Raw genomic sequence first — 23,047 nt, forward strand, 5'->3', positions numbered from 1 at the left:
GTGGAATGTCGACCTATCTTAACGAAATTGTTGGACACCAAAGTCAATTTTTCGATGTTTATGTGCTGATGAGTGAATATCAAAGTGCTACCAATTTTGAATTAGAGCCGGATCGTATCATTTATTATAAATATAAACGTCATCCTAAGTATTTTGTTTCAGCCATGCGGCAGATCCGCAAAGTCATCCAAGAACTTAAACCAGATATTATTCACGTTCACAGCTCATTTGCGGGTCTTCTCGTAAGGGGCTTATTTTTTTTTCAACCCAAGAAGGCTACTGTTTTTTATTGTTCTCATGGTTGGGCTTTTCTAATGGATACCAAAACGTTGTACAAAAAGGGTTATTTTTTTATAGAAAAGCTTATGGAATACAAAACGGATGTCATTGTTAATATTTCCAAATATGAACTGGAGCAATCTTTACGTTTGGGATTATCCGTTTCTAAGTCTAGGCTTGTCTATAACGGTATACGTGAAAGCGAAGCTAGTAAGATTATTCCCTTAAGCAAATCTTCTGAAGAGAATGATATTATTCAGTTGTTATTCGTGGGTAGGTATGACCGTCAAAAAGGGCTTGATATTGTACTGAATATGTTTAAAAAAAATCCGGAATTGCAGCTACACATTCGCTTGTATGTTATTGGAGACACCATACTTGAGGACAAAGTATGGGAATTTCCTGGAAATGTTATTCGTCTTGGATGGGTGAATAATGCGGAGATAGATCAATATTACCAGCAATGTGATGCAGTCATTATGCCATCCAGATGGGAAGGGTTCGGACTTGTTGCGATCGAGGCGATGAAGAACCATAAACCGGTCATTGGAAGCAATCGCGGAGCTTTACCGGAACTCATCCAACAGGGTGAGAGTGGATACATTTTTGACATTGAACATTCTCATGAGCTGTTGAACATCCTGAAGAACCTTAACAAGACTGAGTTGGTGACAATGGGTGAAGCAGGTTATGCCATTTATAAGGATAAGTTTAGTGCAGCTCGGATGAATGAAGAGCTTGTGGAACTCTATTATGAGGCATATAAAGGAGCTTCCGTTCAGAAAAAAAACGTTAAGGGTCCCTTAGAATTTTCGAAGAGAGCTGGAGATGCACATGATTAAGATATATATTAATGCTCGTTTTTTAACCCAGACCATCACAGGCGTACAGCGATATGCACTAGAACTCGTGAAAGAAATCGATCAATTGATAGATCGAGGGGAAATTGATGGGAGGGAGTATGAATTTTGTCTGTTATCTCCCTCAAATATAATTACCCAACCGGAATTCAAACATGTACGCCACAAAACAGTCGGTAAACTGAAGGGACATCTCTGGGAGCAACTTGAACTTCCTTTTAACGTTAAGGGAGGATTGTTAATCAATCTATGTAATACTGGCCCGGCGTTTAACAAAAACCAAATTGTAACGATCCATGATGCCGCTGTCTTCAATTACCCAAAGGCTTTTTCTTTTGCCTTCCGTGTCTGGTACAAATTTCTGATGGTTCAACTGGGTAAAACCTCAAAAAAAATTATTACGGTTTCTAACTTCTCCAAAGGAGAGCTGATACAGCACTGTCGAATAGCGGAGCACAAGCTCGAGGTCACCCATCTGGGAATCGATCATATTCATAGGAAAAAGGCTGCTACAGGTACGATTGAAAAATATGGTATACAATCTCCTTACATTCTGGCTGTAAGTACGATGAATCCCTACAAAAATTTCAATCTAATTTTTGAAGTATTACCCGAGATCGAAGCTCATAATTTGAACGTTGTTATCGTTGGTTCCAAGAACAGCAAAGTATTTGGTGATCAAACATGGGACGAATCCGATGCAGTCAATTGGGTGGGCTATGTAACAGATGGGGAGTTAAAGGCGCTTTACGAAAATGCAGCAGGATTTATTTTCCCTTCATTATATGAGGGTTTTGGATTGCCGCCGTTGGAAGCAATGGCATCCGGTTGTCCGGTTATTGTATCTTCCCGTGCATCCATTCCTGAAGTTTGCGGAGATGCCGTATTGTATTTTAATCCTGACAGTCCAAAAGAAGCAGCATTAAGGTTGATTGAAATTACATCAGATCCAGAATTGAGCAAGCAGATGTCTTATAAAGGAAAAGACCACTCGGGTCTGTTTTCCTGGAACAAATGTGCTAAAGACACGGTGAACATCATTATGAACACGATGTAGATACTTGTTTCCATAAGGCCTCTCAAGGGAGATAGAACCTATGAATAAAGTATTTGTTGCTATTGATTTTCCGCCCGAAAAAGGGGGGATTCATGATTATGCCTATGGACTTATATCTCAGATTCCGGCAGAAGAGACCACTGTTCTAACGAATAAAATAAAGAATGTTGCAGAGTCCGAACAATTTGACCAGAAGACCGATTTTAAGATTATCCGGAAGCGAATTTTTTGGAATTCCAATAAGCTCCTGCTCATCTTATCGCAGTTTATTCTGATCATTCAGCTGATTATTCTGAAATGGGGTAAAAAGACGGACGAGATACACTTTGTCAACATATTTCCGGTAGGCATCGCAGGCCCGTTTATGAAAACTTTTTTTGGAGTGAAATATTTCCCATATGTTCATGGACTGGATGTTATGGGGATGGTGAATAGCAAGTTGTTTCCACTCCTGTTGTTCATTTTGAGGCGGTCTGACAAGGTGATTGCGAATAGTCAGTATACCAAGTCAAAGTTGATGGAGCTAGGCATTCCGGAGATGCAGATTGTCATTATTCCACCAGGCTTAAACGTAAGCAAACTAATTGGTGGTTCTGAATTCAATGAAGATATCCGGGATAAATATGATCTGCATGGCAAAAAAGTGATGATAACCGTCTCTCGTCTGGTTGAGCGCAAGGGACATGATGTCACTCTTAAAGCTATTAGTCATGTGATCGAGCAGATTCCTAATCTGAAATATCTGATATGTGGAGATGGTCCACACAGAGGGGAATTGGAACGTCTGGTAACGCAGTACGGTTTAGATTCTGTAGTTGTGTTCACAGGCGGCATCACTGACCATGAGCTGCATCGTTTATATGAATGTTCTGATCTGTTTATTATGCCTAGCCGTGATATTAAGGAAAAAGGGGATGTCGAAGGTTTCGGAATTGTATTCCTTGAAGCCAACTACTACAGATTACCTGTGATTGCGGGCAATAGCGGTGGAATTCCTGACGCGGTGAAGGACAAGATAACCGGTTATCTCGTAGATCCTATGGATGAGAAGGAAATAGCCTGTCGTATCGAAGAATTGATTACGGATGAGGGACTTGCCAGAACCATGGGGGATAACGGGTATGAGTGGGTTATCAATCATTGTTTATGGTCGCATCGCGGACAGCTGTTGAAGCAATTAGCCTAAAAATAAAATTGTATATTTGGGGTGAGATAATGAGGGCTTCAGTATCCATTTGCACACACAACAGGGCAATAGACACGATGCAGGCTGTTGAAAGTGTTTTAAATGGGGACATGGGTAGTGCTGATTACGAAATTTTGGTTATTGATAATAATTCAACAGATAACACAAAAGAATTATTCGACTCTCTTAACATGCCCGCGCATGTTCGCTATATTTTCGAGCCTCAATTGGGATTATCCTATGCAAGAAATAGAGCGATAAAGGAAGCCAAAGGAGAATTCGTTTTATTCCTGGATGATGACGCACTAGCGTGTTCGACCTGGATTAAAGAAGTCGTTAGAATATTTGATATGGATTCCCGGATTGGATGTGTCGGTGGAAAAATAGTTCCGATCTGGGAGGGAGGGAAGCCTGATTGGATACCGCATGATATCGTCAGTCTTTACACACTCATGGATTTTTCTAGCGAAATTGTGGAAATGCATGCCCCCTCTATTCCTTTTGGAGCTAACGTAGCGTTCAGGAGGAGTATTTTTCAACAGATTAAACCGTTCAGAGAAGATTTGGGACGTGTAGGTAGTAATTTAATGTCGAGCGAAGAAAGCGAACTAATCGGTCGGGTTCGTTTAGAATATAAAGTTTTTTACAGTCCATACGCTATTGTAGAACATAAAATAGCCAAAAGTAGGCTAACTAAAAGATGGTTACTACGAAGAGTTTATTGGCAGGGTATTAGTGATGCAACGCGTTATAAGAAGAGTGGGTGGGGGATATTCAAACATACTGTAAGAATTGTTCAAGCGGCGTTATTAATATTAATCTCATTTAATAATGTCCAAAAGGTAATGAGTGAAATGGCTAAGATATCTTATCGTAACGGAACGATTGTAGGATCCTTCCGGAACAGCAGAGGACTGAACACCTGATGAACATGGCAATTGCCAAAAAGCCAAGACAGCTCAGCATGGTGCAGACCATTTTCATGACCAGTGTTGCGAATATTCTTATTATGGCTGTAACGACTCTCACTTCTATTATTACAGCCCGAATGTTCGGGGCAACCGGTAAAGGTGAACTTGCTGCTGTACTGTTCTGGCCCGCCTTTATATCTGGTCTCGCTGCACTTGGACTGCCAACCTCGTTAATCTACAATGTGAAAAAGAACAGCAATCAATTGCCAACTTACATTAGCATGAGTTTTGCGGTTCAAATTCCTATCAGCTTAATAGCTGGAATTGTAAGCTGGTTTGGTATCTCTTCCTGGCTCTCCGGGTATTCGGAATCGGTCGTTTCCATTGCGCGTTGGTACACCGTATCCATGGTTCCTGTGATGCTGTTTATGGGAGTGCTTGCAGCAGCAGCCCAAGGAACGGATAAATTCCATATTTATAATCTATCGAGGCTGTTTGCACCTTTATTTAATCTTGTAGGTCTGGTATTACTTTGGATAACAGGCATATTGACGGTGGAAAGAGCAATTATTGTTAGTTTTGCAGCTAATATACTTGTATTAATCTGTTACATGTACGCCATGCGTCAGCAAATATTCAGTTCAGTAAGCAAGCTGGCGGGTCAGTTTAGAACCTGTATTCACCTATTCAGTTATGGCATTCGAGTATACGGTGTAGAACTGCTGGGTACTTTGTATAACCAGTTCGATAAAATTATTATTTTGGCGTTGCTTACGCCCAAAGATTTTGGGTTGTATTCGGTTGTTTTTGCCCTCTCCCGAATGTTTAACGTAGTTCAGACGGCCATAACAAATGTGATCTTTCCAAAGGTCGCAGGCATGGAGCAGCAGAAGGTACTATCTCTTGTAGGCAGAGCCTTTCGAATTAGTATGGTTCTTATGACGATCATCATCATACCTAGTATGTTGATTGGTCGTTTTTTTATAGGATTATTATTCGGACAGGAATTTCTTGAAGCCAGCGGTGTATTTTACTTGTTATCTATCGAATGCATTGTTGGTGGAGGATCATGGATTTTGGCATCTGCTTTTAATGCGCTAGGGCGACCTGGTGTAATCGTACTTCGGCAGATCGTAGCATTGGCCGTTACCATTACTTTATTTTTTGTGCTTACTCCACTGCTGGGCTTGTATGGAATAGGGTTGGCATTATTGCTCGGTTCGTTTGTTCGTATATTGATGTCATTGGCATCAGTATCCATTATTTTCAAAATGCCTATGCATAAGATGCTGTACAACAAGGAAGATATTTCTTTCCTGAAGGAAAGATTGAGAGAGAAAAATATACTCAAAGGAGCCGGAAAAGATGTCAAACGTGCAAAGGATTCATCCCATGGATGAGTTGAAAAAACGGCTTGAATCCATACTGGAGGTCATACCTTCTAATTCTAAAATTTATTATATTGACTACCCTGTCCATAGCAATTGTGGTGATCTTCTTATTATGAAAGGAACAGAGACATTTTTTGAAGATCACCGTATTCACGTCACCCATAGATATAGTGTTTATGATTTTGATTATCAGGTTGAAATACCACGAGATCAAATTATTGTGCTCCACGGTGGCGGAAATTTTGGCGATTTATACGAAGCCCATCAAAAATTGAGAGAGAATATTGTTCAGCATTATCCAAATCATAAAATTGTGATTCTTCCTCAGACGATATTTTATAAGGATCAGTCTGCTCTGCTTAGAACCGCTGCTATTTTTAATCAACATCCAGATCTCCATATATATGTTCGGGATGAGATATCGTTTCAAATTGCATCCGAGAATTTCCCGAACAGTGAGGTGGCTTTAATTCCTGATATGGCACATCAATTATGGCCAATTGAATTGAAACGTTCCCCGCGTAAAGAAAAGTTGAATTTCTTTAGAACAGATATTGAACAAATCTCTCAACAATCCTTGATTTCAACAGAGCAGCAAGGGGACTACTTAGATTGGCCAACATTATATAACAGATATGAAAAGAAACTTATTTATTACATCAGCAAAGGACTGAAAAAACGGGCGTCACGAGCCATTTCACAATTTTTATGGATGAAATATAGTGATTACCTTGTAAACAAGGCTATTCGTTGTTTCGCCGATTATCGCATGATTCATTCTTCTAGGTTACATGGGCACATCCTGTCTTGCCTTATGGCAAAACCCAATGTGCTGATTGATAACTCCTACGGGAAAAACTCGGGATATTATCGGATATGGACTCATGAAGTTAACACGGCAAACATGGATTCCTCTTCAAAAGCTAGCTCTCCACCTGCACCTAAGTATCTGGAAACAACCGCAACAGTATAAAAAACCGGGCTAAAAGTGTGAAAATATAGAGAGTGGAGTGATAAACATGCAAATCGTACTTCTCTCCGGTGGATCAGGCAAGAGGTTATGGCCCTTATCCAACGATACGAGATCGAAACAGTTCCTAAAAGTACTGGAGGGCCCGGAAGGGCAAACTGAATCCATGGTTCAACGGGTATGGAGGCAACTGCAGCATACGGGACTAAGCGAACAGGCCACGATAGCAACGAGCAAGCCACAGGTGGAGATTTTACGGAGTCAGCTGGGCGATGAGGTTAATCTTGTCGTTGAGCCGGAGCGCAGAGATACCTTTCCCGCGATTGCCTTGGCAGCTGTATATCTGTACTCCGTACAGGGTGTCAGTCTGAACGAAACGATAGCTGTACTTCCTGTTGACCCATATGTGGAGGAATCCTTTTTCTATAAAGTAACGGAGCTTGAAGGAGTATTGACTGAGTCTGGTGCGGAGCTCGCATTAATCGGGGTGAAACCCACTTATCCGTCAGAGAAATACGGTTATATTATTCCAGATCAAGATGAAGCTGAAAAACACAAGCATTACGCCAAAGTATCACGTTTTCAAGAGAAACCCTGTGAGACTGAAGCGGCAGAGATGATCGAGCAATCTGCCCTTTGGAATTGCGGGGTTTTTGCATTTCAATTGAATTATTTAATCAATCTTCTCATTTTGCTTGAACTGCCAATACAGTATGAAGAGATGCTGAAACAATACGGAAGATTGGAGAAAATCAGCTTTGATTACCAGGTGGTTGAGAAGGCTAAACATATTGTAGTAACACCGTATGATGGATACTGGAAAGATTTGGGTACATGGAACACATTAACAGATGAGATGAGTACCAACATCGTAGGCAAAGGTGTCATGACGAACAGCTCTGTAAATACCCATTTAATCAATGAATTGAATATCCCAGTTTGTGTGCTTGGTGTCTCCAATCTCATTGTTGCTACAAGTCCTGACGGTATTCTTGTGAGCGAAAAGGAAGCAAGTCCGCAGATTAAGGAAGTGCTCAAAGATAGCACTGAACGCCCGATGTATGAGGAGCGCCGCTGGGGCTGCTATAAGGTCCTGGACTACACACGCAATGATAAAGCGGAAGAGGTTTTAACCAAACGGATGATTATAGGAGCGGCGAAGAATCTTTCTTATCAGTATCATCTCAAACGAAACGAAGTATGGACGGTCGTTTCAGGGCATGGCGAATTAATTCTCGATGGTGAACTGAGTCGGATTCATCAGGGAGATGTCCTTTCAATTCCGGCTGGCAGCAAACATAGCGTGAAGGCTGTAACCGAACTTGAGATCATTGAAGTGCAGATGGGCAGTGAACTGGTGGAAGAGGATATCGTGCGAGTAGAGATGGAATGGACAGATATTATCCAAAATTGCGTGAATTGGGGGAAAACAAGATGAATATTGCAGTGATTGGAACAGGGTACGTAGGTCTGGTATCGGGAGTATGCTTTTCAGAAATCGGCAATCAGGTCATCTGTGTAGACAACAATGAGGCCAAAGTAGAGATGCTCAACGAGGGTAACGTTCCCATCTATGAGCCTGGCCTCAAAGAGTTGATGGCTTCCAACATGCAAGCAGGCAATCTATCGTTCACCTCCAATATTGCTGAAGCGATTAGCCAGTCGGATATTATCTTTATCGCTGTAGGCACTCCTTCTCTTCCGAGCGGCGAAGCCAACCTAAGCTATGTAGAGCAAGTAGCTATAGAGATTGGAAGCCATATTGAGAGCTACAAAATTATCGTGACCAAAAGCACTGTTCCTGTAGGCACCAATGATCGTGTTCGTGAGCTGATTAGCAGTATCTCATCGCAGCCTTTCGATGTGGCATCTGTACCCGAGTTCCTTAGAGAAGGTTCGGCTGTAAAGGATACGTTGAATCCGGATCGCATTGTTATCGGAACAGACAGTGATCGGGCGATTAAAACGCTGAAGAAGCTTCACCGTCCATTAACGGAGAATCTTATAATTACAGACATTCGTTCAGCCGAAATGATTAAATACGCATCCAATGCGTTCCTGGCAACTAAAATATCATTCATCAATGAAATCTCGAATATATGTGAAAAAGTAGGAGCCGACGTTACTCGCGTAGCCGAAGGTATGGGGTATGATAAGCGTATCGGATCGTCTTTTTTGAGAGCAGGCATTGGATACGGTGGCTCATGTTTTCCGAAAGACACGCAGGCGTTAATTCAGATTGCGGGAATGGTGGACTATGATTTCAAAATATTGAAATCTGTAGTGAAAGTCAATCAGGAGCAGCGTTTTCATGTCATTCACAAATTGGAAGAAGCGTTAGGGTCGTTGAAAGGAAAGACAATTGCAGTCTGGGGACTTGCTTTCAAGCCTGATACTGACGATGTAAGAGATGCTCCAGCTATTGACATTATCCAGCAGTTAAGCGAAGCCGGTGCAATGATTAAGGCTTATGACCCGATTGCAACAGACAATTTTTGCAAGGAAGTTAATGCCGTTTCCATTACGTGGGAAGAAAATCCACTTGAAGCCGCCAAAGGGGCTGACGCGTTATGTGTTTTGACCGAATGGAAGGAATTCGTCCATATTGATTTAGCGGAACTTGCTGATCTGATGAATGATCCTGTCATGATTGATGGACGCAATCTGTACAGTCCTGAGCAGATTCGTGCATCCCGTCTTCAATATTATTCCGTAGGTCGTCCGGGGTTGACATCCGCGAAGGGGAAGACGGCAGCCATTATTTAATCAGCAGCTATTTAGGTCGAGCTCAAACATTTAGCTTTCATCTTGATTGTGAGTGAGGAAAAACGAATGAAAAAGTGGATGAAAATCTCGATTTGGATTGTTTCCTTTTTTGTAGTTGTTGTATTTGGTTATGCCATATATCTCTACCAATCCGTGAAAACAACTGCTGACCAAATTTATGAGCCTCGAAATCCTGTAAAGCCCGTCTCGGTCACAGATAGCAGAGGTGGGCTACCGGTGGATATTAACAGCAAAGAGCCTTTTAATGCGCTTATTCTGGGCGTGGATGAGCGTCCGAATGATCGAGGACGCTCGGATACGATTATCGTACTAAGTGTAAACCCGGGAAAAAAACAAGTGCTCATGTTTAATATTCCAAGGGACACACGGACAGATATTGTGGGACACAATACGGTGGATAAGATCAATCATGCTTATGCCTTTGGGGGCGTGGACATGTCGGTAAATACCGTCGAGCAATTTCTGGGAGTCCCCATTCATTATTATATGAAAGTGGATATGGAGGGGTTTTCCAAAATTATTGACCTGGTCGGCGGTGTAGATGTAAATAATCCTTTTGCATTTGATTATGAGGGCCAGCGTTATGATCAAGGGAATATTCATCTGGATGGTGTTGCTGCGCTTGGTTTTTCAAGAATGCGTTATGATGACCCGAAAGGGGATTTGGGACGTAATGATCGACAGCGAGAGGTACTGAAGCAGATGCTTAAGAACACGATGCAATTCTCCAGTGTATTTAATATCCAAAATATGCTTGATGAACTAGGTAATCATGTCAGAACGGATGTAACTTTTGATGAGATGAAGGAACTCCTCCTCGATTATCGTAATGATTTGGAGAATGTAGATACGGTGGAGATCCAGGGCAAAGGTGAGAAAATCAATGGGATTTATTATTACATCGTGGACCAGCAGGAAAGAGATCGCATTCACGGAATAATTGAAGAACATTTGGAGAAATAAACAGAATCAATGAATGGCTTATGAAAGTGGTGAGGACCTTGCTTATGGAGGAGGAGTACGGGAAACGAAGGTATAAGCATAGACGTAAACAGCGACCTTATGTTTATATCTTGTCTTTGCTGCTGATTGCGGCCTGGGTTCTGGTGATCTGGCACTTCTCGACACAATCGTATCAGGAGCAGACCATCCAGCCTTGGCTGCATGAGTGGTCTGAAAAAGTGAAAGTCGGATTTGCATTACCCGATGTGCAATTCACATACGGCGAGCTTGATTATTCCTTAAGACAACGACCTTATGATTTTGTTGAGTTTATATTTCGGAAGAGTGCCCATTTATTTGTATATGCTGTGTTGGCGATACTTATTTATGGTGGGCTGAGATACAGGAAAATGCGAATATTGACTTGTTTCGCTGCTGCTCTGACCGTAGTAGCAATGATCGCCTCCATTGATGAATATATTCAGCAGTTCAGCCCTAACCGGACGAGTTCGATTCGTGATGTTGGCGTGGATCTGCTTGGCGGATGTGGCGGAATTGCCATATATATGGGGGCTAATGCCATTTTCAGAAGATTCCGGTCTCCAAGAGGATCTTCAATCAAAAGAAAGTGATTTCCCAGGAAATGCTGCTCGTTAGTTCTAGCTTCTACTTGCTTGCTATCCATCATAAGTATGGAAGTAGGACAAGGGGGGGACGGGGCATGCTGCGAAGAAGGAACCGGAATGCATTACTTAAAAAGATCGGATTCATAGCACTTGTATTGCTGCTGTTGTGGCTCATCGGCAGAACCATCCCATATCTGTTTCGTGCGGATGCACCAGACGAAGCTGCTGCTCTTGCCGAAGAGTTTTACAAATATGAGCAAACGGGTGATTTCGGCAGTTCATGGGAATTGTTTCATCCGCTGATGAAAGAGCGTTTTCCAAAAAGCGCTTATTTACAGTCCAGAGCGCATATTTTCATGCAGCATTTTGGGGTGGAAACCTTTGATTTGGAGATGGAGAAACCGGAACGGGAGTTTGACGTTACGGTAATAGATGGCGTTAAGCCATTTGCAGAGGCGTATCGCATTGGGGTTACCCAGAAGTTTACGGGAACCTTTGGTCAATTTAAAATCGTGCAGAATTGTTATATCGTAAAGGATGGGGACGATTGGACGCTGCTTTGGTATTATCCGAAGAATGGGGAAAACGAGACCGAGCATGACAAAATTGATTGATAGTATTAACCCATACTATGAACCGGATTGTATCATTTGAACTTAAAAAGGCTCTATGAATGCGAGACTTTAGTCGCATTTATAGAGCTTTTTTTGCATTTCATTTCTTTTTAAACCTGCAAGGGGTTGACATTAGTCCCGGTGTCAAGTAAATTACGAGTTAGATACAAAATGTATCAAAATTCAGCGTCTAACGACAAATAACAGGGACTTCAATGCTCCTTGTGAGGGGAAGGAATATCATTGATCGAAACGGACCGCTTTTACTGTGTCAGTTGTGGGATGATTGTGTCGGTCGCTAGGGGCTCTGTCGAACTAAAGGAAGAGGACTGTGGAGGCAATCACGTATTTCGCACCGGATTTTATCGGAGTGAGATGCCGCTTGGATGCTGTGAAGCGTGTGTAGTTCATACGAAACGTCAGGGGAAATCCCAGTTTGCGGGACAATATACTAAAGATTATGATACACTGTGTTCATATGAGAAACGGGCATGATGTGAATGTCCGTCGATGAAGGAGGAAATGGAATGCAGCAGGAGCCGGTCGTCCGTCTTCAGGGCGTCAGTAAAATCATCTCCTCCCGATCATTGGTCAGTGACCTGACTCTGGATATTTCTCCGGGGCAGGTTTTTGGTTTTTTAGGACCCAATGGGGCGGGGAAAACAACAACGATTCGAATGATGGTGGGACTGATGTCCATTAGTAAAGGAGATATCATCATCTCGGGACACAGTGTAAAGAATGAATTTGAGCAGGCCATAGCTCAGGTTGGGGCAATTGTTGAAAATCCTGAAATGTACAAGTTTCTGACTGGATACCAGAATCTCGTGCACTTTGCCAGAATGTCGCCTGGCATTACGAAAGAACGCATTGCCGAGACGATTGAACGTGTTGGGCTCACAGCCCGCATTCATGATAAGGTAAAGACCTATTCTCTGGGTATGCGACAGCGTCTGGGTGTTGCCCAAGCCATACTACATAAACCAAAGCTATTGGTATTGGATGAGCCTACCAACGGACTTGATCCACAGGGAATACGGGAACTTAGGGATTATTTGCGTCAGCTCTGTCAGGAGGAAGGCATCACCGTCTTTGTATCCAGCCACTTGCTGTCGGAGATGGAATTGATGTGTGATACCGTTGCAATTATCCAGAACGGCAAGCTGATTGATGTGAGAAATCTAAGAGCTGAGGCGGGGGCAGATGTCCTTACTGAAGTTGCTTTTGAGGTGAATGATGCACCGCGTGCAGCTGAACTGATTAGTGAGGCTACAGTTCAGGGCAATGCTATTGTGATTCGGTTATCCCGTGAGCAGATTCCGGACTTGAATGCGAGGCTGGTCAGTGAAGGGTTCCAGGTATATGGTATCCGTAACGTTACCCATACGCTGGAAGATCAATTTTTGCAAGTGACTGGGGGCGGCAGCATTGGGTAATTTCGGCAATCTCATACTGAATGAAAATATGAAAATTTTCCGTCGTCCGCGTACCTGGATTATGTTATCCATTCTGGCATTAATCTCGCTGTTGATGCCGGTTCTACTCAATGAAGGCATGGGGTCCAGTGAGGTTCCATACTGGCAAGCAGCTATTACAACCGTTCAGATCGTCTTTTTCCTGAATACTATCTTCTGTGTCGTCATTGCAGCTGAAGCGGTAGCTGGTGAGTTCACCTGGGGAACGATTAAACTACTGCTGATTCGTCCGTGGTCGCGCAGCAAAATACTGGCATCCAAATATTTGTCCGTGATTGGATTTAGTATTCTGAGTACGTTACTTGTTGTTATTCTGGCAACCGTAATGTCGTATATGTTATTCTCCCATTCTGCAGTTCAGGATGGAAGTGGTGCTTCTGCTTCGCACGCATTTGCACTATGGGGATATCTGTACGTGGACTTGTTTATTACACTCGCTATAGCCTTTATGGTCTCCTCCGTATTTCGTTCGGGAGCTCTGGCAATCGGGCTGTCTCTGTTTATTATGTTTACACAGAATTTGTTCTCACTAATTTTCAACCCCGAACGGTACGAGTGGGCCAAATATGTTCTGTTTAATAACATGGACCTCAGTCGATACATGGGTTCAGCAACAGACTTGGGACTAATGGGTGGAGGCAATGCAGGCATGACACTTGGTTTTTCTATTGCCGTACTGGCTGTATATTATGTCATTTTCATGGTGATCTCATGGGTTGTATTCAACAAAAGAGATGTGGCAGGCTAATCGCCTGCTTCTTTTTTTTGCCCAATTTCTACTTCAGGGTGGAAAAGAGAGTATATTCAGCATTCGCTGTGGCATGACTAGCATTTAAGGGTACATATAATCATACATGAGAATACGGCTTGGAAAGGAACAGGCTGCCCAAGCTGTAGTAAGTTGCATTAATTAATTACATACATATTATCGCCGCAGTCGTATTTGGCAGAGCAGCGTATGGAGGGATCACGTTTCTTGATAAACAACAAGTTTTACCGTATATGCACAGCGATTATTTTGCTGCTGCTCATCGTGTATTTGGGGGATAAAGTCAACTTTATTTTCACTCCCTTGACCTCGCTGATTCACATCATCATCATTCCGCTGCTGATTGCTGGTTTTTTCTATTATCTGCTGCGTCCGCTTGTCGACTATATGGAACGGCACAAAATGAAGCGTGCACTGTCAGTCCTTATCATTTACGTGGTGATTGCCTTAATTTTGGCAGGATTCAGTGTGCTTGTATGGCCTTCACTGCGTGAGCAGCTGTTGAACTTTGTGGAGAATGCCCCGGTACTGGTTACTTCGCTCAGCGATCAGTTGGCTGAATTCGAAAGGAGCGGTTTCCTTTCAAAATATTTACCTGAGGATTCCGATCTCTTCTCGCGCTTTTCTGATTTTCTGAGTCAAGGGATTGCTCAGGTAACGGATTATGTATCCGGGTTATTCTCGGTCGTATCCAATCTGGTTATCATTCTGGCGACGTTCCCGATCATGCTGTATTACATGCTTAAGGAAGGCAGCAAATTCGGAACCAATCTCACACTTCTGCTCCCGAGACGTTACCGTAAAGATGGAGAAGAGACGGTCCATGAAATCGATGAAGCTTTAAGCAGCTATATTGTAGGCCGTGTCATTGTCAATGTGGCCTTGGGGATTTTGATGTACATTGGTTTTCTATTTCTGGGGTTACCGTATGCACTTCTTCTGACAGTTGTATCCATCATTTTGAACTTCATTCCTTATGTGGGGGCCTTGCTGGCAGCTATTCCTGTCGTCATTGTGGGGTTCATTGAATCACCTTCGATGGCGATCTGGTCGCTTGTCATTATTGTCATTGCCCAGCAAATCCAGGACAATCTGATCTCTCCATATGTCTATGGCAAACAGTTGGATATTCATCCATTGACTACCGTAATCTTGCTGCTTGTAGGGGCGGACCTGGGGAACATTCTTGGGATGATTATCGTTATTCCACTATATATGATTATCAAAATTATTTTCCGGAAGATTCAGAATCGAATCGTCGAAGAAAAGGCCGATCCAGCCAATTAATTCAACCGAGGTGCTAACGAAACAAATAGAGCTTGCTCGATTCGTTAGATATTCGACACAAGCTGCGAACTACACTTAACAGCAAGGATCGCCAAGAGTTACACATACCCAATACGCCTGCTCTATGAAAAGGGGTTGGCCATCATCTTCACGACGATGGCCAACCCCTTTTAAAGTATCTATATTGCGAAGCTTAAATGATCAACTAATATAGCTTATGAATTCGACTCGTCTTCATCCGTGTAGTCGGACATGGTCAGTGGTTCCTTGGGAACAACAGCGACTTTGTAGAAACGATTCTTGTCTTTTTCCAGCAAAACAAAAATCAGATTCTCGAACTCATATTCTTCCTGTTCATTCATCTCTGGACGATGGCTATATAGCCATCCGCCAATGGTGTCCCATTCGTCAGCATCGAGGTTTGAGGTGAACATGTCGTTTACCTTGGACAAGGATACCTTGCCATCCATAATCACATAGTTCTCATTGATGACTTGAATATCTTCCACTTCATCTGCGTCGAACTCATCCCGGATTTCCCCAACGATTTGTTCAAGCACATCTTCAATCGTTACGATCCCGGATGTACCTCCATATTCATCGACTAGCACGGCAATATGCACGCCATCTTTCTGCATCTTTTTCAGCAGGTCCTTAACGGGAGTCGTTTCGTGAACAGCCGATACAGGCTGAATCAGGGAAGATAGATCGACGGGCTCTTCGTTTCCATATAACTCCAAGAAAAATTGTTTGGTATTAATAATACCGATAATATCGTCTTTGCTCTCATTTACCACTGGAAAACGGGTGTATTGCTCTTGCCGGATAATATCCAGATTTTCCTCGTTTGATCTATTGACATAAAGGCAGACCATATCAGTCCGGGGTACCATGATTTCTTTGGCAAGCATCTCATCAAAAGCAAAGATCCGGCTTACATATCCGAACTCGGCTTGATTGATTTTGCCGCTCTCAAAACTTTCATTGATGATAATCTGTAATTCTTCTTCTGAGTGCGCATCCTCATGCTCCGATGCGGGTTTGATTCCGAACAACTTGACCAGTTGATTCGCTGAGCTGTTTAACAGCCAGATAAAAGGATACATAATTCGGTTAAACCAGATGATAGGTGTAGACGTCCACAGTGCAACGGCTTCGGCTTTACGGATTGCAATCGTTTTAGGTGCAAGTTCACCAACAACCACATGCAAATACGTGATGGCAACAAACGCAATAACAAACGATAAGAATGAAGAAACCGTCTCAGGCATGTGCATGCTTTCGAACACAGGGTGGAGAATTTTCTCAACCGTTGGTTCACCCAGCCAGCCCAGTCCCAGAGATGTAATCGTGATACCCAACTGACAGGCGGACAAATATCCGTCCAGGTTGGCAACGGCTTGTTTGACAGCCAAGGCACGCTTGTTTCCCTCTGCAATCATTTGGTCGATCCGGCTCGGACGAATCCTCACCAATGCGAATTCCACCGCAACAAAAAACGCCGAAAATCCTATCAAAATCGCAACCAATACTAAATTTAACGCATACCTCTCACTGTCCATTAACTAGTCTTCTCCTTTAAGTAATAAGTTTTTAACGAATATTATATCTAATTTTACGTAAGAAGACCACCTTCCGGTCAAGAAAAGAGGAAGAGTCTGGAAGGCAAAGTGTGCGAAAAGGCGATGGAGTACTGATCTGCTGACTGGGAAAAAGCATATGTAGAAGGAAACACAGTCAGAATATACAACAGCGAAGTATGGAATGAAATGGCTTAGTGCTTTTTGCGTATCAGCTTTGTATGTAAAATTTTATCTAAGCAAACGTTACGAACAGGGTATACATTGGGTATCTAATGATTAGCTAAAGGCTTTATCGTCAAAGCTTATACAATGAGAGAGAACGGCAGGGTTACACCTTGCCATGAGGAGGAAGCCGAATGTTTTGGCTGGTCATTATATTGCTCGTATTTACTTTTCAGGCAGCCACCATTCTGTTGCTGGAATTCCGCAATCCGGCGAAAGCTGTGGCATGGCTTTTTATTTTATTCTGTGTACCTTTGATCGGCTTTGTTGTGTATTATTTTGTGGCCCAAGACTATAACAAACGCAAGAAGGTTCGTAAAGGCGGTTCGCGTATCTTTCGTGAAATACGGGAAACGATCTGGGAGCAGGCTCATATTATTGATCATGCCGATCAGATGTCTGGCAGCCGATACACCCATCAGCACCGTTTGTTCAACATGCTGTCACACCTGTCTGAGAGCCCAATTACAGGCTGCAATCGGAGTCAAGTACTTACGAATGGTGAAGAGACATTTGGAGCCATGTTGAGGGCAATGGAGCAGGCAGAGCACCATCTGCATGTTGAATTTTATATTTTTCGGGATGATGTCATCAGTACCAAGTTTCAGGACGTGATGATTCGCAAGGCGAAAGAAGGCGTCAAGGTGCGGTTGATCTGCGATGGACTCGGCAGTCACAAGATGAGCTGGAGCTTTATTCGCAAGTTTCAGGATGCAGGCGTGGAATTTCATTATTTTCTGCCGCCGCTCATTGCAACGATTGACCGAAGGGTGAACTACCGGAATCACCGTAAAATTGTGGTGGTGGATGGAAGGATTGGATTTGTGGGTGGAATTAACATAGGAGACGATTATCTCGGACAATATCCGGAGGTTGGATTCTGGCGTGATACCCATGTACAGATCGAGGGAGATGCCGTATATTTCCTGCAAAATACGTTCCTGAACGACTGGAAGCTTGCTTCCGGCGAGCAGATTACAGAGCCTCAACTTACAGAACTGTTCCCACCACATATTTGCAGCGGAGAAGAGCGGATTCAGATTCTGTCCAGTGGACCGGATCAGGACTGGGATGCCATTCAGGAAATGTGCTTTGGTGCGATTTCCGTGGCTTGCGAGCGCATATACATCACAACACCCTATTTTATTCCCGATCCCGCATTGTATGAAGCAATCAAAACGGCCGCTGTCAGTGGCGTGGATGTGAAAATCATCATTCCGTATCAATCGGATTCCCGACTTGTGCATTGGGCCTCAATGTCCTATGTAGAAGAATTGTTGCGTGCCGGAGTGAAGTTCTATCAATATCGTAAAGGTTTTGTGCATGCCAAGGTCCTGATTGTGGATGAATTGCTTGCAACGGTAGGCACAGCCAATATGGATATGCGCAGCTTTTTCTGCAATTTCGAGTTGACCGCCGTGTTGTTTGATACTTCATCCATGGATCGGCTGACTGAGGACTTTGAACGTGATCTGGATCAATGCAGCCAGATTGAAGTGAAGGTGTTTCAGCAGCGTTCACGGTGGCAAAAAGGGGCAGAAATCCTTTCTCGCATGCTTTCTCCGCTGCTTTAGCCGTTATAGGGCGAATTTCTCAAGATAAGTTCACTTTTTGTGAATTTATCTTCTTTTTGCTAACTATTTTGCTCAAATTTGATCTTTTATGATATAATGTTTATATAAATTATGTCTTGGCGAAGGAGGGGAGTCTGCGGGATAACAGGCTCCCTTTTGCTCTCTTTTGGAAGTGTTAACCAGAATTAAGACATACTTGAATACATTTCATATAGCCTTTAGGTGCTTTGATAACGGGGTGCATATCGCATTAGGACGGTGTTGTTCTTCTGTATGCAGGGTTCCTCTCGGGTACTTAAATGATTTATGAAATGGATTCACATATTGATCATACGGGGGGATACGATGTCCAATGTATCGGTTAAAGAACTAACATCCAAGCCGGACCGCAATGTTAAAAGCTCGGTGTTTTCACTGAAGCTTCTGCAGCGCATTGTGATGATTCTGGTCGGTGCTGCACTGATGGCTGTGTCACTCGAAGTATTTCTCGTGCCGAATGGCGTTATTGATGGCGGAATAACAGGGATCTCGATTATGGTTTCAGAGCTTACGAATCTGCCACTCGGAATGTTCCTAACCTTGCTTAACTTGCCTTTCCTCATTCTGGGGTATAAACAAATTGGTAAAACGTTTGCGTTATCTACATTGCTCGGGATCGTCGTGATGTCCATTGGAACGTCGTTGCTGCACCATGTTCCTGCACTTACGCCAGGTGAACCATTGCTTGGAGCTGTATTTGGCGGATTGATCTTGGGTGTCGGTGTTGGTCTTGTCATTCGTTCCGGCGGTTCACTGGATGGTACGGAGATTGTCGCCATTCTGCTGAGTGAGAAATCACCATTGTCTGTAGGTCAGATCGTACTGTTCATTAACGTATTTATTTTCGCTGGTGCAGGTTTTGTATTTGGCTGGCCAAACGCCCTGTATTCCATGATTGCCTATTATATTGCAATGAAGATGATTGATATTGTGAATGAAGGATTGGATCAATCCAAATCGGTATGGATTATTAGCGAGAAGTATCGTGATATTGGTTCAGCGTTGACCGATCGTCTGGGTCGTGGCGTCACTTATCTTGATGGAGAGGGCGGCTTCAGCGGAGACGAGAAGAAAATTATCTTTGTGGTTATTACCCGTTTGGAAGAAGCGAAGCTGAAATCCATTGTTGAGGATTGGGACCCGCATGCCTTTGTGGCGATTGGTAACATTCACGATGTGAAGGGCGGACGTTTCAAGAAAAAAGGTATACATTAGCGAATCTCATCGCACATAAACAGAAAGATAGCCGGTACCCTTGGTTTGAGGGTGTGACCGGCTATTTTTGTTTTAAATGCTGGATGATCAGTTCAACAGGCTGGGGCTCGAGAGCTGCGATCAGGTCCCCGGTCTGCGTCAGGCGTTCCACGATGTTCATTAAGTGGTAATCCTTGACCGAAACGTTGCTCCGAACCTCATCCCATGTGAGTGGAGTGGACACCGTACCGCCTGGTTTGGCGCGGGGAGTGTAGGGAGCTGCGAGCGTTTTGCCACCGTAATGCTGGAGGTAATCGAAATAAATGCGGTCCCCCCGGTCTTTTTTAAGACGCTCCAGTGTAAATAGATCCGGATGTTTTTGAGTGACATATTTGCCTACAAAATAACCGATGTCCCTTAGCTCATCGAAAGTTACACCTTGGTGAATCGGAACAATAATCTGTACACCTGTGGCCCCAGAGGTCTTTGGTACCGATCGTAAACCCAGCGAAGTCAGCGTTTCGCCCACAATTAGGGCAGCCTGCATGATGCGAGGTTCTTCTTCCTGGGAAGGATCGAGATCAATCATCCACTCACAAGGAAGATGGCTGCCTACGGCATGCAAGGAAGGGTGAAACTCCAGAGCAGCCAAATTCCCAAGCCATAGCAGGTCTGGAAGGTCGTTCATCACCACATATCGTATCCCCTCATGCACCTCGGTTCGTACAAACTCGGGAACGGGCTCTGGAGCATTTTTCTGATAGAAAAACTCGCCGCCTGCACCATGGGGATAACGTATTGTAGTAAGCAACCGATTTCGCGTGTAAGTCAGCAGATAGGGAGCCAAAGCCGCCAACTTTTGCAAATAGATGGCCTTGGTTACACCTGCTTCGGGCCATAACATCTTGTCTGGATTGGTCACGGTAAGTTCCATTCCATTAATGGTTATGGTGCCCTTGATCGAACGGGGCATGAGGAACACCTCCTGTAGTGAATAAGTATGATTTTAAAGGGGAAGAGAAAGCCCTCTTACTATCTCAAGCGGATGGAAAAAGGGTTTATCGTTCAAGTAAAAGGTGACTGATCTGACTGGCCTGGCACTCCTCCCGGGTCACGGAAGCAAAAGCCTGGATACTGGGATGGCGTAGTGTTCGATGATGGGTGAGTTCCATGAATTGCACTTTGACACCGATTTGTGGTTCGATCCATGTCGTCTCCGCGCTTCTCTCGGGTAGGTTGTGAAATGGTCTATCCTTCCGAATAAGAGGTTGTACTTCTTCGGTTAGTTTACGCCAGGAGTCCGAGTTCAGTTTACCCGTGCCGACATGACCAATATAGACAAAGTTAGGCCCATCATATACACCGACGGCGATTGCATTGACGATACCACTGCGGTACGTGACCCCGCCAATCATCGCATATAGATCGTGGAAAATCTTGACCTTCTGCCAGCGTTGATCCTTGCCGTTGATTCCATAGGTGCTGGAAAGGTCTTTACATACAATTCCCTCCATCTGGTGCTGTCTCATAACCGTGAGCAGGGCGTCGGGATCTGACGTGTTGGTCACCTCCTGAACATGGGGAGCAGGATTCAGAACTTGATGCAGCAGGCGCTGACGTTCTGCAAGAGGTTGATCTGTGACCCATTCCCCATCGCAAAAAAGAATATCAAACACCATATAAGTGACCGGAATCTGGTGTACAGCTTGGGCAATGCCATCCGGTCTGCTCATGCGATCTCGCCGCAGCACGTGATAAAAGGACGGTTTTCTCGTATCCGGATCAAGGGCAATAATCTCTCCATCCAAAATATAAGAAGGGACGGAGCACAGATTGCGTGGCTCGACCAACTCAGGATATTGTGCAGTTCGGTTGTGCAATCTGCGATTAATCAACTGAATTCCCTGTCCGTCCTCGTAAGCAAGCATACGAACCCCATCCCATTTGATTTGGGCAATCCAGTTTGGCCCGGTAGGGATTACATCTCGGGATACAGGTTCAAAAGGAACCAGGGGATTGAACATGTGCTTAAAACTCCTTTCCTCTTTCAAATCTGCCTGAGCTTGACCTTCCAAGGTTGATTGGCGCAAGTTTAACCCTTACGCAGCCGTGTCTTTAGTTTATGTACCATAATGAGCAGCAAAGGAATTCCGATGCCACAGGTCAAGTCCCAATCAATCCAATACGGAATAACAACCTTGAGATAGAAATTCTCGTTGGGAGCTAGAACGATGGAAATGGCCAGAATGAGCAGTGCACCCGGCAAAATGAGTGGACGATAGCTGGACAATTTGAAGAGGTGAGTGATTCCCAGTACAAAGCTATAGAAGAACAGAATGCTCTTGAAAAAGACAGCAATAATCCAGACGGAGGCCATAAAGGCCTCAATGCGCTGCAAAAAGTTGCCTATATTGATTTTCAGCGACAGATTAAATGCTGCAAACCAATGGTGCTGCGTCATAAATGGCCCCATGACCAGCAGACAGATGGTTAGCGTTAGGGTGAGCATTAATCCGCCTATCATGGCTGACAGAAGGATATCCTTTTCCCAATGAGTTTCCTTTTTGGCATAAGGAAAGAGCATAAGAAAGATGCACAATTCACAATAAGGATAGGTAAGCACAGCGACAAAGCCTTTAAAGGGATTTAGAAAGCCTTCAGCAAGAATGGGCTTGATGTTGTCCAGATGTGAATGTGGGAACAGACATACAGTCAGAATGAGCAGGAAAACCACAATCAGGGGAAGAAAAACTTCGGCACTCCTGCCTATGGGTTCCAGACCGGAAAAGAGTCCCCAGACAAGAGTACAAACAAAGAGAAAATTAACAATAAAGAGTGGAGAGTCAGGCAGGATCTGGGTCGTCATGAAATCCCCGATTTCTCTTATGAAAGTGGAAGTACCCATTAGAAAATAGAATAAATAAAAACAGCTGATGAAGGCCCCAATCCAGGGTCCCAAAGTATGTAGTACATGTTGAATCAAATTCATCTGAGGCTGCAGTTTGTATACAACGAGCATAATGGCCAATACTCCCATACCTCCAGCAACACCCAATAATGCGGATAACCATGCATCCTGATGCGCATATGAGGTGATCATAGAGGGAAAGACGATAATCTGTTCACCAATTGTGCACAAGAACATCAGGGAGCCCAGTTGTCTTACGGTTATACGCCCCTTCTCAATCATGTGGGATCTCCTTCGCATGTCGATCTAGATATTTGGTTAGGATGCACCAATTACACCAATTTTATTAGGAAATGGATAAAGACATATCAAT

20 protein-coding genes are annotated in these 23,047 nt (G+C 43.6%); 16 read left to right on the forward strand and 4 right to left on the reverse strand.

Annotation, left to right across the window (positions count from 1 at the left end):
* Positions 1–5: 5 nt before the first annotated feature.
* The 14 genes from QP794_RS15960 to QP794_RS16025 all read left to right on the forward strand — a co-directional run bounded on the left by QP794_RS15960 (position 6) and on the right by QP794_RS16025 (position 15,154).
* Positions 6–1,121 carry a glycosyltransferase gene (locus QP794_RS15960; RefSeq protein WP_285078002.1) on the forward strand — a complete coding sequence of 372 codons (1,116 nt, stop codon included), beginning with the start codon at positions 6–8 and terminating at the stop codon, positions 1,119–1,121.
* Positions 1,114–2,196 (forward strand): glycosyltransferase family 4 protein, encoded by a 1,083-nt coding sequence (locus tag QP794_RS15965; protein WP_024632887.1) that lies wholly within the window; start codon positions 1,114–1,116, stop codon positions 2,194–2,196. The genes QP794_RS15960 and QP794_RS15965 overlap by 8 nt, the downstream gene beginning before the upstream one ends.
* 40 nt (positions 2,197–2,236) lie before the next feature.
* Entirely contained in the window at positions 2,237–3,382 is a 1,146-nt protein-coding gene (locus tag QP794_RS15970; RefSeq protein WP_285078003.1) for a glycosyltransferase family 4 protein, read from the forward strand.
* A gap of 29 nt (positions 3,383–3,411) precedes the next feature.
* Positions 3,412–4,308 (forward strand): glycosyltransferase, encoded by an 897-nt coding sequence (locus tag QP794_RS15975; RefSeq protein ID WP_285078004.1) that lies wholly within the window; start codon positions 3,412–3,414, stop codon positions 4,306–4,308.
* A gap of 5 nt (positions 4,309–4,313) precedes the next feature.
* A complete protein-coding gene (locus tag QP794_RS15980) occupies positions 4,314–5,693 on the forward strand; it encodes a lipopolysaccharide biosynthesis protein (protein ID WP_350338873.1) in 1,380 nt (459 codons plus the stop codon).
* Positions 5,659–6,657, forward strand: a complete 999-nt coding sequence (locus QP794_RS15985) for a polysaccharide pyruvyl transferase family protein (protein ID WP_285078006.1) — start codon at positions 5,659–5,661, stop codon at positions 6,655–6,657. Before QP794_RS15980 ends, QP794_RS15985 begins: the two co-directional genes overlap by 35 nt.
* 46 nt (positions 6,658–6,703) lie before the next feature.
* Entirely contained in the window at positions 6,704–8,092 is a 1,389-nt protein-coding gene (locus QP794_RS15990; protein ID WP_285078007.1) for a sugar phosphate nucleotidyltransferase, read from the forward strand.
* On the forward strand, positions 8,089–9,420 hold the full coding sequence (locus QP794_RS15995) for a UDP-glucose dehydrogenase family protein (protein ID WP_285078008.1): 1,332 nt from the start codon (positions 8,089–8,091) through the stop codon (positions 9,418–9,420). Before QP794_RS15990 ends, QP794_RS15995 begins: the two co-directional genes overlap by 4 nt.
* Before the next feature lie 66 nt (positions 9,421–9,486).
* Positions 9,487–10,404 (forward strand): LCP family glycopolymer transferase, encoded by a 918-nt coding sequence (locus QP794_RS16000; protein WP_285078010.1) that lies wholly within the window; start codon positions 9,487–9,489, stop codon positions 10,402–10,404.
* Between the two features lie 20 nt (positions 10,405–10,424).
* Complete coding sequence (locus tag QP794_RS16005; RefSeq protein ID WP_285078011.1) at positions 10,425–11,015, forward strand: VanZ family protein; 591 nt, start codon at positions 10,425–10,427, stop codon at positions 11,013–11,015.
* 89 nt (positions 11,016–11,104) lie between these two features.
* On the forward strand, positions 11,105–11,623 hold the full coding sequence (locus QP794_RS16010) for a hypothetical protein (protein ID WP_285078012.1): 519 nt from the start codon (positions 11,105–11,107) through the stop codon (positions 11,621–11,623).
* Between the two features lie 527 nt (positions 11,624–12,150).
* Positions 12,151–13,059, forward strand: a complete 909-nt coding sequence (locus QP794_RS16015) for an ABC transporter ATP-binding protein (RefSeq protein WP_024632879.1) — start codon at positions 12,151–12,153, stop codon at positions 13,057–13,059.
* The gene (locus QP794_RS16020; RefSeq protein WP_285078013.1) at positions 13,052–13,846 is read left to right on the forward strand and encodes an ABC transporter permease; all 795 of its coding nucleotides are present in this window, start codon (positions 13,052–13,054) and stop codon (positions 13,844–13,846) included. Before QP794_RS16015 ends, QP794_RS16020 begins: the two co-directional genes overlap by 8 nt.
* 228 nt (positions 13,847–14,074) lie before the next feature.
* Positions 14,075–15,154, forward strand: a complete 1,080-nt coding sequence (locus tag QP794_RS16025; RefSeq protein WP_024632877.1) for an AI-2E family transporter — start codon at positions 14,075–14,077, stop codon at positions 15,152–15,154.
* A 215-nt stretch (positions 15,155–15,369) separates the two neighbouring features.
* Here QP794_RS16025 and QP794_RS16030 read toward each other — a convergent pair whose 3' ends face one another.
* Complete coding sequence (locus tag QP794_RS16030; protein WP_285078014.1) at positions 15,370–16,716, reverse strand: hemolysin family protein; 1,347 nt, start codon at positions 16,714–16,716, stop codon at positions 15,370–15,372.
* A 377-nt stretch (positions 16,717–17,093) separates the two neighbouring features.
* On the opposite strand from QP794_RS16030, the gene cls reads away from it, so the two are divergent.
* Together cls and QP794_RS16040 are read left to right on the forward strand one after the other, a co-directional pair.
* Positions 17,094–18,533 carry a cardiolipin synthase gene (gene cls / locus QP794_RS16035; RefSeq protein ID WP_094938031.1) on the forward strand — a complete coding sequence of 480 codons (1,440 nt, stop codon included), beginning with the start codon at positions 17,094–17,096 and terminating at the stop codon, positions 18,531–18,533.
* Between the two features lie 345 nt (positions 18,534–18,878).
* The gene (locus tag QP794_RS16040) at positions 18,879–19,787 is read left to right on the forward strand and encodes a YitT family protein (protein WP_079350919.1); all 909 of its coding nucleotides are present in this window, start codon (positions 18,879–18,881) and stop codon (positions 19,785–19,787) included.
* A 61-nt stretch (positions 19,788–19,848) separates the two neighbouring features.
* Here QP794_RS16040 and ligD read toward each other — a convergent pair whose 3' ends face one another.
* From ligD to QP794_RS16055, 3 genes are all read right to left on the reverse strand, one after another.
* A complete protein-coding gene (gene ligD, locus QP794_RS16045) occupies positions 19,849–20,739 on the reverse strand; it encodes a non-homologous end-joining DNA ligase (protein WP_285078015.1) in 891 nt (296 codons plus the stop codon).
* An 85-nt stretch (positions 20,740–20,824) separates the two neighbouring features.
* On the reverse strand, positions 20,825–21,790 hold the full coding sequence (locus tag QP794_RS16050) for an ATP-dependent DNA ligase (RefSeq protein WP_285078016.1): 966 nt from the start codon (positions 21,788–21,790) through the stop codon (positions 20,825–20,827).
* Between the two features lie 68 nt (positions 21,791–21,858).
* Complete coding sequence (locus QP794_RS16055) at positions 21,859–22,956, reverse strand: GerAB/ArcD/ProY family transporter (protein WP_285078018.1); 1,098 nt, start codon at positions 22,954–22,956, stop codon at positions 21,859–21,861.
* Between the last annotated feature and the right edge of the window lie 91 nt (positions 22,957–23,047).

Origin of the sequence: Paenibacillus sp. UMB7766-LJ446 (assembly GCF_030226665.1) — a bacterium.
Classification (GTDB): Bacteria; Bacillota; Bacilli; order Paenibacillales; family Paenibacillaceae; genus Paenibacillus; species Paenibacillus vandeheii.